Source organism: Roseovarius pelagicus (assembly GCF_025639885.1).
GTDB lineage: Bacteria > Pseudomonadota > Alphaproteobacteria > Rhodobacterales > Rhodobacteraceae > Roseovarius > Roseovarius pelagicus.
The window spans coordinates 688,801-703,796 of the sequence record NZ_CP106738.1 but is presented as its reverse complement, the minus strand read 5'-3'; the positions used below and the strand labels follow the sequence as shown (position 1 = coordinate 703,796).

Below are 14,996 nucleotides of genomic sequence, written 5' to 3'. Positions count from 1 at the left end.
ATTTAACGTCGTCAGGACGCGCTTTGAGCAATCCCGTGCCGTGTATCGCAGCAGAAAGCCTGCTGGGTTGTACTGGGCATCAGCAATGCTCAGATAGCGCCGGTAAGAGATGATTCGCGCCATATGTCGAAGACGGCATGGACCCTAGGAGAGACCAGATGATCAAGCGGACAGGCATTTTCTCAGGGGACAACCCATTCGAGATCGCCCAGAGCTGGCTGTCAGCGGCCGAGGCCTCGGAGCCGAACGATCCGAATGCGATCGCGCTGGCGACGGCGGATTCCGATGGTCTGCCCAATGTGCGCATGGTGCTGCTAAAGGAAATCGCCGCCGATGGCTTTGTCTTTTATACAAATTATGACAGCGCCAAAGGGGGCGAACTGGCCGTGAACGGGCAGGCCGCGTTTGTGATGCACTGGAAATCCCTGCGCCGTCAGGTGCGGGTGCGCGGTCAGGTGGCGCGTTTTGAAGGACCAGAGGCGGATGCTTATTATGCCTCGCGATCGCTCAAATCTCGGTTGGGGGCTTGGGCATCGCGCCAGTCACGCCCGCTAAAAAGCCGTGCTGCGCTGATGGCTGAGGTGGCCAAGGTATCGGCACGGCACGGCACAAATCCGTCCCGGCCGCCATTTTGGGGCGGATTCAAGATTACGCCGGTGGAAATAGAATTCTGGGCCGATGGCGAATTTCGCTTGCATGATCGGTTTGTATGGCGTCGCGAAGCCCCTGAAATGCCATGGGAAATTGCTCGACTGAACCCTTGACACTCACGTCGCGTAAACTGCAACGCCCTGAAAAGCCATCTGTTTTCTGCTTGCAACAAGCAAGAGTTTCTACGAAGGTTATAGTTGGGGTGAGGGCTGCAGAACCAGTCGAAAGAGAGAATATTGACGTCAATGGAAGACACTGTCCGCAGGGTGCGTGGGCACGTTAAGTGGTTCGACCCCGTTAAGGGGTTCGGATTTGTTGTGGCTGACGAAGGTGGCCCCGACATCTTGTTGCATGCCAATGTGCTGCGCAACTTCGGGCAAAGCTCGGTTGCGGATGAAGCGGGCGTGGAGATCGACGTGCAGGATACCGAGCGCGGTGTTCAGGCGGTCGAGGTTTATGAAATTTGCCCCCCGCGTACGGACGAATCAAATGGGCTGGCCGATCTGGACGAGATTGACCCCGAACTGATCCGTGCCGCGACGCTGGAACCGGCGCGGATCAAGTGGTTCGACAAGGGTAAGGGATTCGGCTTTGCCAATACCTTTGGTCGCGACGAGGATGTTTTCGTCCATATAGAAGTGTTGCGCCGGTCGGGTCTGGCGGACCTGCAACCGGGCGAGGCGCTGGCAATTCGTGTGATAGATGGTAAGCGTGGCCGAATGGCCACGGAGGTGTGTGGATGGGAAAGCGCGATAAAATCGGAAAACTAGGACTGGCCGTGGTGCTGTGTCTCGGTGCAGGAACGGTTTTTGCGGACGAGTGCCGCGAGGCTCAGGTGCAATTGCGCGGCGATTGGGGCCAGGCCCGTTTTACTGTAGACGTGGCCGACGATGAGGCCGAGCGCGCCAAGGGTCTGATGCATCGCGAAAGTATGCCGCAAAGTGTCGGCATGCTTTTCGTCTATCCTGACGAGCGGCGCGTGGGATTCTGGATGAAGAACACGCTGATTCCGCTCGATATGATTTTCATTGATGCGACGGGCACGGTGAAAAAGGTACATCATCGCGCCAAGCCGCATAGCCTGTCACCGATTATGAGCGGCAACGACACGCGTCTGGTGCTGGAGATCAACGGCGGTCTGGCGGAACGTCTGGGGATCGTCGCGGGCAGCGAGATACGGCACCCGTCGGTCGCGGCGGATCGGGCAGTTTGGCCTTGCTGAAACTTCTTGTCTGTTAGGGCTTTTCAATCCCGAAATTGCGCATTAGACACGCGCCATGGTCCGGGGCGTGGCGCAGTCTGGTAGCGCACCTGTTTTGGGTACAGGGGGTCGTGAGTTCAGAATCTCGCCGCCCCGACCATCTTTCCTAGCGATACATCCAATTTCGCGCGGTTGGCGCGTCAGCGCGCCGCGCGAACTGGTTGCGCAGTGTTGCATTCTTGCGCAGGCTGCGCCGGTTGCAAAAAAAATAAGCACGTTAACATTTATTAAGATTTCCAGAGCATTTTGCCGCGATTGCCTGTGCGTCATTTCTGTTGGCTTGTGAAGTGATGTGGCTAAACGGGCCGAAAACTTGGGCTTTCATACATCGCGCTACCGCAGCAATGCCATTGCAGCATCTGTGGGCAAGTTTGGGGATGAATCATTCGGTCACGACCGCGCGGCGTCAAAGCCGAAACGTCAACTATTTTTTGGTTAGCATTTCGTAAATTTCCCGTTGACCCGCTATGCGTATATACGTCAGATTGTGCAGGCCGGTGAGTAGACCACAACATGTAGTGTGGCGCGACTGGACAGGGACAAATTCCCAGAACACATCCGGGCGCGGCGTGCCCGGCGGGTTCCTGCCGCGTGATGAACCACGCAGCGAGGGGGATAGGTCATTGTTGCCGGTAAAAACGAGAGGGCGCGGTGCCGCAACGCCGGATAGCGCGTAAAACAAAGATGCTGGATCATGGGGCAGCGATACAATGAAAATCGAAAGAAAATTCACCAAGGCAGGCCAAGACGCTTACGCAGAGCTCAACTTCAAGACCACTTCTTCGGAAATCCGCAATCCTGACGGCAAGACCGTCTTCAAGCTCGACAATGTCGAGGTACCGGCAGGCTGGAGTCAGGTTGCCAGCGATGTGATCGCGCAGAAGTACTTTCGCAAGGCAGGCGTTCCCGCCAAGCTGAAGCGCGTCAAGGAAAAGGGCGTGCCCGAGTTTCTGTGGCGGTCCGTTCCTGATGGGGACGATGTCGAAAAAGGCGGAGAGACCAGCGCGCGGCAGGTGTTCGACCGTTTGGCAGGGGCATGGACCTACTGGGGCTGGAAAGGCGGCTATTTCACCACGGAAGCGGACGCACAGGCCTATTTCGACGAAATGCGCGTCATGCTGGCCGAGCAGATGGCAGCACCGAACAGTCCGCAATGGTTCAACACCGGCCTGCATTGGGCGTACGGAATTGATGGACCGGGGCAGGGGCATTACTACGTCGACTACAAGACCGAGACGCTGACGAAATCCACCAGCGCCTATGAGCATCCCCAGCCACATGCATGTTTCATCCAGTCGGTCTCTGATGATCTGGTCGGCGATGGTGGCATCATGGATCTGTGGGTGCGCGAGGCGCGCCTGTTCAAATATGGCTCTGGCACTGGCACCAACTTCTCCAGCTTGCGGGCGGCGGACGAGCCGCTGTCGGGCGGCGGCAAGTCGTCGGGGCTGATGGGCTTTCTGAAAATCGGCGACCGGGCTGCCGGTGCGATCAAGTCGGGTGGCACCACGCGGCGCGCCGCCAAGATGGTGATCTGTGACGCCGATCACCCCGATGTGCAGGAATTCATCAACTGGAAGGTCAAGGAAGAGCAGAAGGTCGCCAGCATCGTCGCGGGCAGCAAGATGCACGAAGAGAAGCTGAACGACATCTTTGGCGCGATCCGCGCATGGGATGGCAGCTCTGAGGATTCGGTTGACCCCAAGAAGAACGAACAACTGAAAAACGCCATTCGCGGCGCCAAGAAAAGCGCGATCCCCGAGACATATGTCAAGCGCGTGCTGGATTATGCCAAGCAGGGGTATGACAGCATCGAATTCCCGACCTACGACACTGACTGGGATTTGGAAGCCTACGCATCGGTTTCGGGACAGAACTCGAACAACTCGATCCGCGTTACCGACGCCTTTTTGAAAGCAGTTGAAGAGGATGCCGACTGGGCGCTGATCAACCGTACGGATGGCAAAGTGGCACGAACCATCAAGGCGCGCGATCTGTGGGAAGATGTCGGGCACGCCGCATGGGCCTGTGCCGATCCGGGCATTCAGTACCACGACACTGTCAACGCATGGCACACCTGCCCTGAGGATGGCGAGATCCGCGGATCAAACCCGTGTTCGGAGTACATGTTCCTTGACGATACGGCCTGTAACCTAGCGTCGATGAACCTGCTAACCTTCTTTAAGGATGGCAAGTTCGACGCCGAAGGTTACATGCATGCATCGCGTCTGTGGACCGTGACGCTGGAAATCAGCGTGATGATGGCGCAATTCCCGTCCAAGGAAATCGCACAACGCAGCTATGATTTCCGCACGCTGGGTCTGGGCTATGCCAACATTGGCGGGCTGCTGATGAACATGGGGCTGGGCTATGACAGTGACGAGGGCCGCGCACTCTGCGGGGCGCTGACCGCGATTATGACAGGTGTGAGCTATGCCACATCCGCCGAAATGGCCGGAGAGCTGGGTCCGTTCGCGGGCTACAAGAAAAACCGCGACCATATGCTGCGTGTCATCCGCAACCACCGCAACGCCGCCTATGGTGCGACCGAAGGCTACGAGGCGCTCGCCGTCAAGCCGGTGCCACTGGACCTGACCAATTGCCCCGACAGCCGTCTGGTCGATCTGGCGATGTCCAGCTGGGACGAGGCGCTGAAGCTGGGTGAGAAGCACGGCTATCGCAACGCCCAAGCGACCGTGATCGCCCCCACCGGGACGATCGGGCTGGTGATGGATTGCGACACAACAGGGATCGAGCCGGACTTTGCGCTGGTGAAGTTCAAGAAACTCGCGGGGGGTGGTTACTTTAAGATCATCAACCAATCGGTTCCCGCTGCTCTGGAAAAGCTGGGCTATGGCAGCGCACAGATCGAAGAGATCGTTAGCTATGCCGTAGGCCACGCCACCATCGGCAACGCGCCGGGCGTCAACCACACGTCGCTGATCGGACATGGCTTTGGCTCGAATGAACTGGCCAAGGTGGATGCGGCCCTGGGGTCGGCATTCGATATCCGGTTCGTGTTCAACCAATGGACGCTGGGCGAAGAGTTCTGCACCAATGTCTTGGGCATCCCCGCGGCCAAGCTGAATGATCCGACCTTTGATCTGCTGGCATCGCTGGGCTATTCCAAGGCGGATATTGATGCGGCCAACGACCATGTTTGCGGGACGATGACGCTGGAAGGGGCGCCGCATCTGAAGGTCGAGCATTACCACATCTTTGACTGCGCCAACCCCTTGCGGCAAGAAGGGCAAGCGGTATCTGGACGTGAACAGCCACATCACCATGATGGCCGCCGCGCAATCGTTCATCTCGGGCGCGATCAGCAAGACGATCAACATGCCCAATGATGCGACGATCACCGATTGCCAGAAGGCGTACGAGCTGAGCTGGTCGCTGGGTGTCAAAGCTAACGCGCTCTATCGTGATGGCTCGAAACTGTCTCAGCCGCTGGCGGCTGCGCTGGTCGAGGATGATGACGACGCGGCAGAAGTGTTGGAGAGCGGCACACCGCAGGAAAAGGCCGCCGTTCTGGCCGAGAAGATCGTTGAGAAGATCATCGTCAAGGAAATCGTCAAATCGCACCGCGAGAAGATGCCGGAACGCCGCAAGGGTTATACCCAAAAGGCGATTGTCGGTGGTCACAAGGTGTATCTGCGCACGGGCGAGTATGAAGATGGTCAACTGGGCGAGATCTTCATCGACATGCACAAGGAAGGTGCCGGTTTCCGCGCGATGATGAACAACTTTGCCATCGCCGTCAGCGTGGGCCTGCAATACGGTGTGCCGCTGGAGGAGTTCGTGGACGCGTTCACCTTTACCAAGTTCGAACCGGCCGGCATGGTGCAGGGCAATGACAGTATCAAGAATGCTACGTCGATCCTCGACTATATCTTCCGTGAACTGGCGGTCAGCTACCTTGACCGGACCGATCTGGCGCATGTTAAACCCGAAGGCCACAGCTTTGATGATCTGGGCCGCGGTGAAGAAGAAGGCGTCAGCAACATCAGCGAGATGAGCGAAGCAGCTGCCAACAAGTCATTGGAAGTGCTGAAGCAAATCAGCTCGACCGGCTATCTGCGCAAGCGTCTGCCACAAGAGCTGGTGGTGCTGAATGGCGGTCAGTCGCTGGGTGGTATTTCGTTTGATGGTCGCGCTGATCCGGTCGCGGTGCTGGAAACGCTGGTGCCTGAGACGGCGGTGACGGCCAGCGTGGCTACCACGTCGACCACGCTGACCTCGGGACGTGTCACCATGGATGCGCGCACCAAGGCCAAGATGCAGGGCTACGAGGGCGAGGCGTGCGGCGATTGCGGAAACTATACGCTGGTCCGCAATGGCACCTGCATGAAGTGCAACACCTGCGGCGGGACGTCCGGGTGTAGCTGAGGAGATAGGGCGCGCCGGTCTTTGGCTGGCGCGCCACTCAGATCGGGCAGGGCCCGCAGATTTCTTTGAAATCCGGTACACCCTGCTCGCCGAAATGCGATGGCATTTCGACGTTCAAGAGGCGGGTGCGCTCGCCTTGGACGACGTTCAGGCCGCAGGCAAAAAAACCGAGCGGTGTAAATGAGTGAGCCTGAACGGCGAAACTTGATCGGGGGGCCTGAGCGCCCCCCGTTTTTCTGTCGACATGTTCTTTTGTGCCGGGCTGAAGCCCGGCCTACGGTGCAGTGTTAGCTCCGTACCCGGTCCATCCCCGGATCATAGGGGGACATGGGGATCACTTGGGCCGGTGTCATCCGTCCGATGATGTCAATTTCGACCTGCATGCCGTCTGTCGCCAAGTCCGGTTCCATGAAGGCATAGGCCAGATTCATCCCCGTCCGATGTCCCCAATCGCCCGACGACACGGTGCCGACGACACGTCCGTTCAGCATGACGGACGCACCGCCATGGGCCGGGGCCTCGGGGGTGTCGACACGCAGGCAGGCCAGCCTGCGGCGTGGCCCGTCAGTGATGCGCTGCGCTAGCGCCGTCTTGCCAACAAAATCGGGTTTGTTCATTTTCACGAAGCGGTCCAGTCCGGTCTCGAACGGGTCGAATTCGGTCAGCAGGTCAGCTTTCCAGTGCAGGTATCCTTTTTCCATCCGCATCGAATCGACGGCGCGCGCACCGAATAGGCGCATGCCGTGATCGGCACCCGCTGCGCGCAGGGCGAGGTAGGCGGCATATAGCTGGGTGCTGGGGATGTGAATCTCGTAGGCCAGTTCACCCGAGAAACTGACGCCCATCACCACCGCGGGCGCAATGCCGATGAAACAGGTCCGTACGCTGAGCCATGGGAACCCCTCGGCCGACCAGTCTGACCGGCTGACAGCCTGCATCACGGCGCGCGCGTTTGGTCCTGCCAGTACAAGGATGGTGTGATCATTGGTCAATGAGCGAATCTGCACATCCTCGTCGTCGCGCAGATGCGACTGTAGCCAGTCCATGTCATGGAATTCCGCCGCTGCCGCAGAGCCGTACCAGACGCGGCCATCGGGCAGATTGGCGATGGTCGCTTCGGCCTTGACCATGCCGTGATGGTTCAGCAGATACCCCAGCCCGACGCGTCCGGGTTTGCGTGACACGCGCCCGCAGATCATCCGGTCGAGGAAATCATGTACTCCTCTGCCGGTCAGTTCATACCGGTTGAACCCGTTCACCTCGCACAGGCCGACGGCGGTTTGCACTGCCGCGACCTCTGCCGCGACCACGTCGAACACTTGGTTGAACTTGAAGCTGTGGGTTTCGTGAAAATCAGGGCTGGGCTTAAAGTAATCCGCGCGTTCCCAGCCGTTTACGACGGTAAACTCAGCGCCTTCAGCCGCGAGGATCGGGGTCAGGGGCGTTGTTTTGGCAGGTCGGCCAGCGGGGCGGTGCTCGTGCGGGAAATGGAAACGAAACTCGTTCTGGTAATCCTCGATTGCCTTGAGCGCGGTCAGTTCAACATTGCTGTGCCCGGTGAAACGGCGCGGATCGATGCACCACGTGTCATAGCATGCCTCGCCATGCACGATCTGTTGCGCCAGCATCCAGCCGTGCCCGCCACCTTCGCCAAGACCGGCGCGCAAGCCTATGATACAGAACGCGTTTCTCTTTCCGGGAATCGGGCCGACCAGCGGTGCGCCGTCGATGGTATAGGTGATCGGGCCGTTGACGACGGTGTGGATCCCCACCTCCATCAGGGCGGGCATACGGGCAAACGCGCCCTCCAGCACGTCAGTCACCCGGTCCAGATCATCCGGGCAGAGCGCATTGACAAAATTCGGGTCAATCCCGTCCATGCCCCATGTCTTGCAATCCTGTTCGTAGAATCCGACCAGCAAGCCATTTTTCTCTTGGCGGCAATAATAATCGCTGATCGGGCAGCGGATCAGCGGCATGCGGTGGCCCGCGTCGATGATCGCCGGAATAGGTTCGGTCAGGAAATATTGGTGTTCCATCGACGTGACAGGGTGGTGGACGCCCATCATCGCGCCGACCTCGTTCACACGGTAGCCACAGGCGTTAACCACCACTTCGCAATCAATATCGCCATGTTCGGTATGAACCGTCCAACTGTCATCGCGGTGCTGGGTCAGCCCGGTGACCGGCGTGTTGCGATACACCTCGGCTCCTGCCAGACGTGCGCGCCGGGCCAAGGCCTGACAGAGTTGCGCCGGGTCGATGTCGCCGTCCTGTGCGTCCCACAGCCCGCCGACCAAATTCTCGGTGGAAATCAGCGGGTGACGACGGGCGCATTCCGCCGCGTCGATCACTTCGAATTCTACGCCCATGCCGCGTGCCATCGACGAGAAGTGCCGGTAGCCCTCCATCTGTGCCTCGGTACTGGCCAATCGGATGCCGCCATCACCGTGGTGATAGTTGATCGGGTACTCGGGATCGTCTGCCAGTTCTTTATAAAGGTTGATGGAATGGGTTTTTAGCCCGACCATCGTCTGGTTCATGCCAAAATTCGTGACCTGCGCCGCCGAATGCCAGGTTGTGCCCGAAGTCAGTTCGTTCCTCTCGACCAGAACCACATCGGTCCAGCCCTCCTGAGTCAGATGATAAAGGGTCGAGCAGCCTGCGATGCCGCCGCCAATGACAACGGCCCGTGTTTGCGATTTCATGGGACTCTCCAGGTCGGAAATACACGATATCCTGCCAATGGCAGCAATGTCGGGGGTCACGTCAATCATTGCAGCGCTATTTCGAAAATATCGTAACTTTCATCGCACAAAATGCGCTGAGCTATGTTAACGCTTGCTGCAAGAGGGTGCGATCGTTTCCATAGCGACAAGCACATCGGGGCTGTTCATGGCCCTCAACCGGAGCGTCCCCAAAATGACTGATGACACCCTCACCGCACCGCGCAGGTCAGGCCGCCGTGCCCGGCTGGCCCAGCGGGCCGCTCCGCCTGTGGTCAATCCCGCGCCGCCGGGGCAATTGGGCGGGGCGTACAAACCCCTGACCGACCCCGAACTATCAGCGATTTACGCCACAGCGCTGCGTTTGCTGGAACATCTGGGAATGGGAGAGGTCCCGGATCGTCTGGCCGCCGTGCTGCTGGCCGCGGGCGCGCGGCAGATGCCCGGTGCGCGTATTTCGATCCCGCCCGCACTGGTGGGCGATGCGATTGCAGCCGCACCCAGAACATTCACCCTGCATGGCCGCGATCCCGCGCGGTCGATCACTGTTGGGGGGCGCGCCGTGCATTTCGGCACGGGTGGTGCGGCGGTGCAGGCGCTGGATCTGGAAACGCAACGCTACCGCGCCTCTACCTTGCGAGATTTGCATGATTTTACCCGGTTGCAGGACACGCTGACCAACATCAGCTGGTTCACGCGATGCTGTATCGCGACGGATGTACCGGATGAATACGCGCTGGATGTAAACACCGCCTATGCGTTGATGAAGAACACGACCAAGCCTGTCGCCACGGCCTTTACTCTGGCGGAAAACGTGGCCCCGATTGTCGAGATGTTCGATATCACGGCGGGTGGTAAAGGCGAATTCGCCAAACGCCCCTTCGTCAAGGCGCATATCAGTCCGGTTATCTCTCCGATGCGTTATGGCGAGGATGCGGTCGATGTGGTGTTTGAATGTATCGCGCATAACATACCGATTTCGTGCATCACGGCGGCACAGGCCGGGGCCACGGCACCCGCGACATTGGCCGGGTTCCTGGCGCAGTCATTGGCCGAGACACTGGCCAGTCTGGTCATGGTGCATGCCATCAGGCCGGGATATCCGATGGTGTTTTCCAATTGGCCGCTGGTGATCGACCTGCGCACCGGTGCCTTTGCCGGGGGTGGCGGCGAAATTGCCGTGCTCAATGCCGCCTCGGCACAACTCAGCAATTGGCTGGGGCTGGTGTCCGGCGTGGCCTGTTCGATGACCGATGCCAAGGCGATTGACGCGCAATATGGTGCGGAAAAGGGGATCACCTCACTGGCGGCGGCGCTGGCAGGGGGCAACCTGATTTACGAAAGCTCTGGTATGACGGCTTCGCTGCTGGGGGCCAGCTTTGAGGGGTTCATTCTGGACAATGAGATGCATTCAGCCACCTACCGCGCCTTGCGTGGCATAGAGGTAAGTGACGAGAACCTCGGATACGAGGCGATCTGCGCTGCGGTATTGGGTGAGGGGCATTTTCTGGGAGGAGCGCAGACATTGCAGGCGATGGAGCGCGATTACGTTTACCCCGCGCTGGCCGATCGCGAAAATCCGCGCACATGGGCGGATAACGGTGCCTCCGATGCCTGGGGCCGGGCACGGATGCGCGCCCAAGAGATATTGGCCAAGCATCACCCGACTTATCTCAGCCCTGAGCAGGACGCAGCGATCCGCAAGGCATTTACGATCCTTTAGGGGTGTCACCGTCTGTGGATAGTGCAAACAGCCCTTGCAACCACGGCATCCGCTCGACCGCCGGATCGACGGCGCGGGCCTGAACCAGACGCCGCAACGTACCGGCCACAGTGTCGGTGACGGCATCGCTATGCACATCGCTGGTGAAAACCGAAATGTAGCGGGCAAACCCCTTGCCGGGAAACGGGATCAGCGTGATCTGACGATGGAAACGCCGGGCGCGCATGTAGTTCAGCGGCGTCGTGATCGCCCAGCCGCTGCCTTCGGCGACCAACCCCATCATTGACTGGTTACTCTCGAACTGAAACTGGTTGGGCAGATCGCTGCGCAGCCGTCGCAACTGGGCCTCGATCTGTGCGCCGATGATCAGGCTTTTGGCATAGCGCAACAGTGGCAGAGGGCAGCGCCCGGCCAGATAATCCTCTGGTGCGATCTGTTGTGTTGCTGGTACGGCCAGTACGAACGGATCGCGCAGAAGCGGATGCTCGATCAGGTCCGGTTGATCAAACTGCGGACGGGTGGCAACGCCGATATCAATCTCGCGATTGCGCAGCAGGCCCAGAATCTCGTGACTGGGCCGGGTCAAGTGGCGAAACTCACAGTTGGGCATTGCCCCGGTCAGGATGCGCGCCAATTCAGGCGCGATTTCGCTGTCGAAATCCTCGATCAGGGCCAGTGCCAAGGCGCGCATTTCGGGTAGGCTGCCAGATCGCGCCTCAGTCTCGGCCTTGCGCAACAGCAACAATGCGTCGTCCACGGACCGCAAAAAAAGAGCGCCGGCAGGGGTAACGTTCATCGGACGACGGCGATGATCCAGCAGGCTGACACCCAATGCGGTTTCCAACGCGCGAATGTGATGCGAAACAGTGCTGACCGACAGGCCGGTTTCCTCTGCCACAGTCTGAACCGACCCGCTGCGCGCGGCGAGCTGGAAAACCTCCAACCATTTCAAACTGAGCGAGGAACGTTTCATACGCTGATCCTGCCCGAAATTGCGGGCTGTGCAACTCTGCGCACAGGATTTCCATAAAATCCGAACAACGACTTCTTCTTGCCCGAAATATCCCGGGGTCTGGGGCAGCGCCCCAGTCTGCCATCCCCAAAAGAAAAACCCCGTTGAAACGGGGCCTTTCTGTGTTGTGCGGCGGCGTCTGGTTTACCCCCGGCGGCGGCGTCCACCGACGCGCCCGGCGCGTCCGCGGCCCTCGTGACCCGCTTTTGGTGCAACTTTGTTGAATTCAATCCACTTACCGCCATGCGGATCGTTGTTGGTCAGGAAGTTGGCAGCATAGATGGCTTCCATTTCCTTGCCTGCGCGCGCCTTGGTGCTGCCCAGACCGAAGAGTTGGCAAAACGTCTCGTCGTCCATGTCGTCAGGCAGAATCAGACCTGCCTCGGCAATCTCGGCCTTCTTTGCGTCCATCTCGGCCTGTTTCACGGGCAGGGCGATCGGGTTCATGATGGCGCTGGTCATGCCGGCGCCCATCGCCATTGGCAGGAACGCGTTGTTGATGCCATGCCGGTTGGGCAGGCCAAAGCTGATGTTCGACGCGCCGCAGGTGGTGTTCACGCCCAATTCTTCGCGCAGACGTCGGACGAGGGCAAAGACCTGTAGCCCGGCAGTGCCCATTGCGCCGATGGGCATCACGAGCGGATCAACCACGATGTCATGCGCGGGGATGCCGAAATCGGCCGCGCGCTGAACGATCTTCTTGGCGACCTCGAAACGCACATCGGGGTCTTCGGAAATGCCGGTGTCATCGTTCGAGATGGCCACGACTGGAACGTTGTATTTCTTGACCAGCGGCAGAACGAATTCGAGCCGATCCTCTTCGCCGGTGACAGAGTTCAGAAGGGGGCGACCTTCGGCGGCTTTTAGCCCGGCCTCAAGCGCGGCGGGAACCGAACTGTCGATGCACAAGGGCAGATCGACGAGACCCTGCACCAGTTCGATGATCTTGGTCATCAGTGGCGGCTCGGTTTCGTTCGGGTTGGGATTAGAGTTATAGACCACGCCTGCGTTGATATCGAGCACGGTGGCCCCGGCGGCCGCCTGCGCCAGCGCGTCTGACTCGACCGTCGAGAAATCGCCTGCTTCCAGTTCTGCTGCCAGCTTCTTGCGGCCCGTGGGGTTAATCCGTTCACCGATAACGCAGAACGGTTCGTCGAACCCGATCACGGCGGTTTTCGTTTTGCTTTCGACGATCGTGCGGGTCATGTGGGTATCCTTTGGAGTAGCAGAAGTTGAGGGGCAGGCACGCTGGGGCGGCCTGTCAGCGATTGGATTGGTGAAGATGCGGTGAGCTTGGTTTCAGCCCAGCCGTTGGCAACGCGTGTCGACGACCGCTCCGGTTTGCGGATCCTGAAACTGGTTGCTGAGGAACTGCGGATCGCCGGTGGGCCGTGCGTACACCGAAAAGATGGCATGGTTGCCAGCCTGCGGATGCATCTGGAAGTGAAAGAGGTATTGCGACGATCCCGCGTCGGGCGGGCTGAGCAGCCAGCGACCGCCGCCGCTTACGTGGTAGATACCGCTGGTCTGCGCATAGATGATCGTGCCGCGGTGATAGAGCGACTGGTCGGGGTTGATCTGCAATTCCAGATCGATTGAGTAGACAGGCGAATTGGCGACGCAGCGCCAGTATCCCGCCGGGTTGGTCGGCTGAATCTGGGCGCCAAGACTGGCGGGCAGAAGCCCCGCCAGCAGGCATGAAAGCAACTGAAGAAAACGCATGGGACTCGCTCCTGCAACAGTCGGATGCTGTCACCTTAATGCGCGGCCCGTGTTTTCCCAAAAACTGTTTCATGCCTTTGGTGATGCGTCTTTTGCCGGGACACCTGCTGAACCGCCATTCTCGATGGCCCATGTGGCGTTGGTCTTGATGCCGCCGAGCGGGAAGAAATGAACATTGGTGATGTTGAAATCCGGGTTCGCGGCCTTGTGAACGGCCAGCTCTGTCAGGACATCCGTCGGCTCGTAGGGCAGCAGCAGTTTGGTCACGTCCATTGCGCGTTTTTGCAGGACTTTCAGGGACGGGCCGACGCCACAGGCGATGGCGAATTTAATCAGTGTTTGCAGCTTGGCCGGACCTGCAATGCCGATATGGATCGGCAGGGTGATTCCGGCCGCGGCCAGATTGTCCGCCCACGCGATGATCGGTTTCGCATCAAAGGCGAATTGCGTGGCAAGCGCCATTTCGGCGTCAGTGGTTTCGCTGAATTTCTGTTTCCAGCGCAGCGCGTCATCGACGTTCTTCATCGATCCGTCGGTATCGATGTCGCGGTTGCCTTCGGGGTGACCTGCAACGTGAAGGCGCTCAAACCCGGCCTTGTCGAACTCACCGCTCTCCAACAACTGCATTGAGCTGTGAAAATCGCCATGTGGTTTGTCGACGCCACCGGCGAGCAGCAGCGCCTGTTTCACGTCGGCCTCGCCCTGATAGCGGGCAATCCAGTCGGCCAGTGTCGTGCGGTCCTTGATGATGCGGGCGGGGAAGTGCGGCATGACCGGGTAGCCTTCGGCGTTGAGCCGTTTGGCGGTGGCGACCATATCTTCGATCGGGGTGCCTTCGATATGAGCGACATAGATGCGCGTACCTTCGGGCAGCAGATCGCGAAAGTTTTCGACCTTCTCGGCGGTGCGTGGCATCACCTCGATCGAATAGCCCTGCAACAGGGCTTCGACCTTACCGTTGACGGGTGGCGTACCCGGTTTGTCGCGTTTTCTGAAGTTCAAAAGAGCCATGGCGGCCTCCCAAATACCCGAAGGTTTCATGCGGTGTGGTCTGCGGACTGGTTCGTTGGTTCCCAGCCATTGTTCGCGATCAGAGCTTTGATGCGGTCTTTGTCGTATTCCTGGTCTAGTCGTGCGGTTTCGGCGTCAGCGACGGCGGCATCGTCACCGTCGACGGAATAGGGCGCGGCCTTGCGCCATTCGGCGAGGTAGTCATCAGTGCTGCCCGCGCCGGTTTTCATCGCGGCACGGTCGATGGCCTGCTCGAACCGCTCGGGCAGTTGGCGTTTTTCGCCACGCCGACCTTTGCCGACGATGACCTGCGCCGGAATATCGCGCCAATAGACAATGATGACATCTGCCATGTGTGATTCCTTGTTTTAACGCCCCTCTCTAAAGCAAGGTGCGGGCCGTGCGCGGCCTGATTTCGACATGACGCAAGCGCAGAGCGACGCCGCCATTTTTAAGGGCTACGGTTGGTTTTGGCTACAGGCAGGCATCTTCGAAATTCTC

At 59.3% G+C, this 14,996-nt stretch carries 10 protein-coding genes, 1 tRNA gene and 1 pseudogene; 6 read left to right on the top strand and 6 right to left on the bottom strand.

What is annotated here, in order from left to right:
• Positions 1–158: 158 nt before the first annotated feature.
• The 5 genes and pseudogenes from pdxH (at position 159) to N7U68_RS04390 (ending at position 6,301) form a co-directional block, all read left to right on the top strand.
• Positions 159–764 carry a pyridoxamine 5'-phosphate oxidase gene (pdxH, locus tag N7U68_RS04410; RefSeq protein WP_165191974.1) on the top strand — a complete coding sequence of 202 codons (606 nt, stop codon included), beginning with the start codon at positions 159–161 and terminating at the stop codon, positions 762–764.
• 132 nt (positions 765–896) lie between these two features.
• Positions 897–1,421: a cold-shock protein gene (locus N7U68_RS04405; RefSeq protein ID WP_165191975.1), complete on the top strand. Its 525-nt coding sequence runs from the start codon at positions 897–899 to the stop codon at positions 1,419–1,421.
• Complete coding sequence (locus N7U68_RS04400; protein WP_263048360.1) at positions 1,391–1,873, top strand: DUF192 domain-containing protein; 483 nt, start codon at positions 1,391–1,393, stop codon at positions 1,871–1,873. Before N7U68_RS04405 ends, N7U68_RS04400 begins: the two co-directional genes overlap by 31 nt.
• 61 nt (positions 1,874–1,934) lie before the next feature.
• A tRNA-Pro gene (locus N7U68_RS04395) sits at positions 1,935–2,012 on the top strand.
• Between the two features lie 610 nt (positions 2,013–2,622).
• A pseudogene (locus N7U68_RS04390) lies at positions 2,623–6,301 on the top strand (vitamin B12-dependent ribonucleotide reductase).
• A gap of 287 nt (positions 6,302–6,588) precedes the next feature.
• On the opposite strand, the gene N7U68_RS04385 reads toward N7U68_RS04390, so the two are convergent.
• Entirely contained in the window at positions 6,589–9,009 is a 2,421-nt protein-coding gene (locus N7U68_RS04385) for a GcvT family protein (protein ID WP_263048359.1), read from the bottom strand.
• Positions 9,010–9,223: 214 nt separating this feature from the next.
• Between N7U68_RS04385 and N7U68_RS04380 the strand changes: the two genes are divergently transcribed.
• A complete protein-coding gene (locus N7U68_RS04380) occupies positions 9,224–10,750 on the top strand; it encodes a trimethylamine methyltransferase family protein (protein ID WP_263048358.1) in 1,527 nt (508 codons plus the stop codon).
• Here the strand turns inward: N7U68_RS04380 and N7U68_RS04375 are convergent.
• The 5 genes from N7U68_RS04375 to N7U68_RS04355 all read right to left on the bottom strand — a co-directional run bounded on the left by N7U68_RS04375 (position 10,737) and on the right by N7U68_RS04355 (position 14,848).
• The gene (locus N7U68_RS04375; protein ID WP_263048357.1) at positions 10,737–11,723 is read right to left on the bottom strand and encodes a LysR family transcriptional regulator; all 987 of its coding nucleotides are present in this window, start codon (positions 11,721–11,723) and stop codon (positions 10,737–10,739) included. The genes N7U68_RS04380 and N7U68_RS04375 overlap by 14 nt on opposite strands.
• A gap of 183 nt (positions 11,724–11,906) precedes the next feature.
• Positions 11,907–12,968, bottom strand: a complete 1,062-nt coding sequence (locus N7U68_RS04370) for a methyltetrahydrofolate cobalamin methyltransferase (protein WP_165191981.1) — start codon at positions 12,966–12,968, stop codon at positions 11,907–11,909.
• A 93-nt stretch (positions 12,969–13,061) separates the two neighbouring features.
• Positions 13,062–13,484 (bottom strand): hypothetical protein, encoded by a 423-nt coding sequence (locus tag N7U68_RS04365; protein WP_165191982.1) that lies wholly within the window; start codon positions 13,482–13,484, stop codon positions 13,062–13,064.
• Between the two features lie 69 nt (positions 13,485–13,553).
• Positions 13,554–14,495, bottom strand: coding sequence for a methylenetetrahydrofolate reductase (locus N7U68_RS04360; RefSeq protein ID WP_263048356.1), 942 nt, complete (start codon positions 14,493–14,495; stop codon positions 13,554–13,556).
• A 26-nt stretch (positions 14,496–14,521) separates the two neighbouring features.
• Entirely contained in the window at positions 14,522–14,848 is a 327-nt protein-coding gene (locus N7U68_RS04355; RefSeq protein ID WP_165191984.1) for a virulence factor, read from the bottom strand.
• Positions 14,849–14,996 lie beyond the last annotated feature (148 nt).

Excerpts from the sequence above, each read along its gene's own strand:
- N7U68_RS04360 (WP_263048356.1), bottom strand. The coding sequence starts at position 14,495 with ATGGCTCTTTTGAACTTCAGAAAACGCGACAAACCGGGTACGCCACCC.
- N7U68_RS04370 (WP_165191981.1), bottom strand. The coding sequence starts at position 12,968 with ATGACCCGCACGATCGTCGAAAGCAAAACGAAAACCGCCGTGATCGGG.
- N7U68_RS04365 (WP_165191982.1), bottom strand. The coding sequence starts at position 13,484 with ATGCGTTTTCTTCAGTTGCTTTCATGCCTGCTGGCGGGGCTTCTGCCC.
- N7U68_RS04385 (WP_263048359.1), bottom strand. The coding sequence starts at position 9,009 with ATGAAATCGCAAACACGGGCCGTTGTCATTGGCGGCGGCATCGCAGGC.
- pdxH (WP_165191974.1), top strand. The coding sequence starts at position 159 with ATGATCAAGCGGACAGGCATTTTCTCAGGGGACAACCCATTCGAGATC.
- N7U68_RS04400 (WP_263048360.1), top strand. The coding sequence starts at position 1,391 with ATGGGAAAGCGCGATAAAATCGGAAAACTAGGACTGGCCGTGGTGCTG.
- N7U68_RS04405 (WP_165191975.1), top strand. The coding sequence starts at position 897 with ATGGAAGACACTGTCCGCAGGGTGCGTGGGCACGTTAAGTGGTTCGAC.
- N7U68_RS04375 (WP_263048357.1), bottom strand. The coding sequence starts at position 11,723 with ATGAAACGTTCCTCGCTCAGTTTGAAATGGTTGGAGGTTTTCCAGCTC.
- N7U68_RS04355 (WP_165191984.1), bottom strand. The coding sequence starts at position 14,848 with ATGGCAGATGTCATCATTGTCTATTGGCGCGATATTCCGGCGCAGGTC.
- N7U68_RS04380 (WP_263048358.1), top strand. The coding sequence starts at position 9,224 with ATGACTGATGACACCCTCACCGCACCGCGCAGGTCAGGCCGCCGTGCC.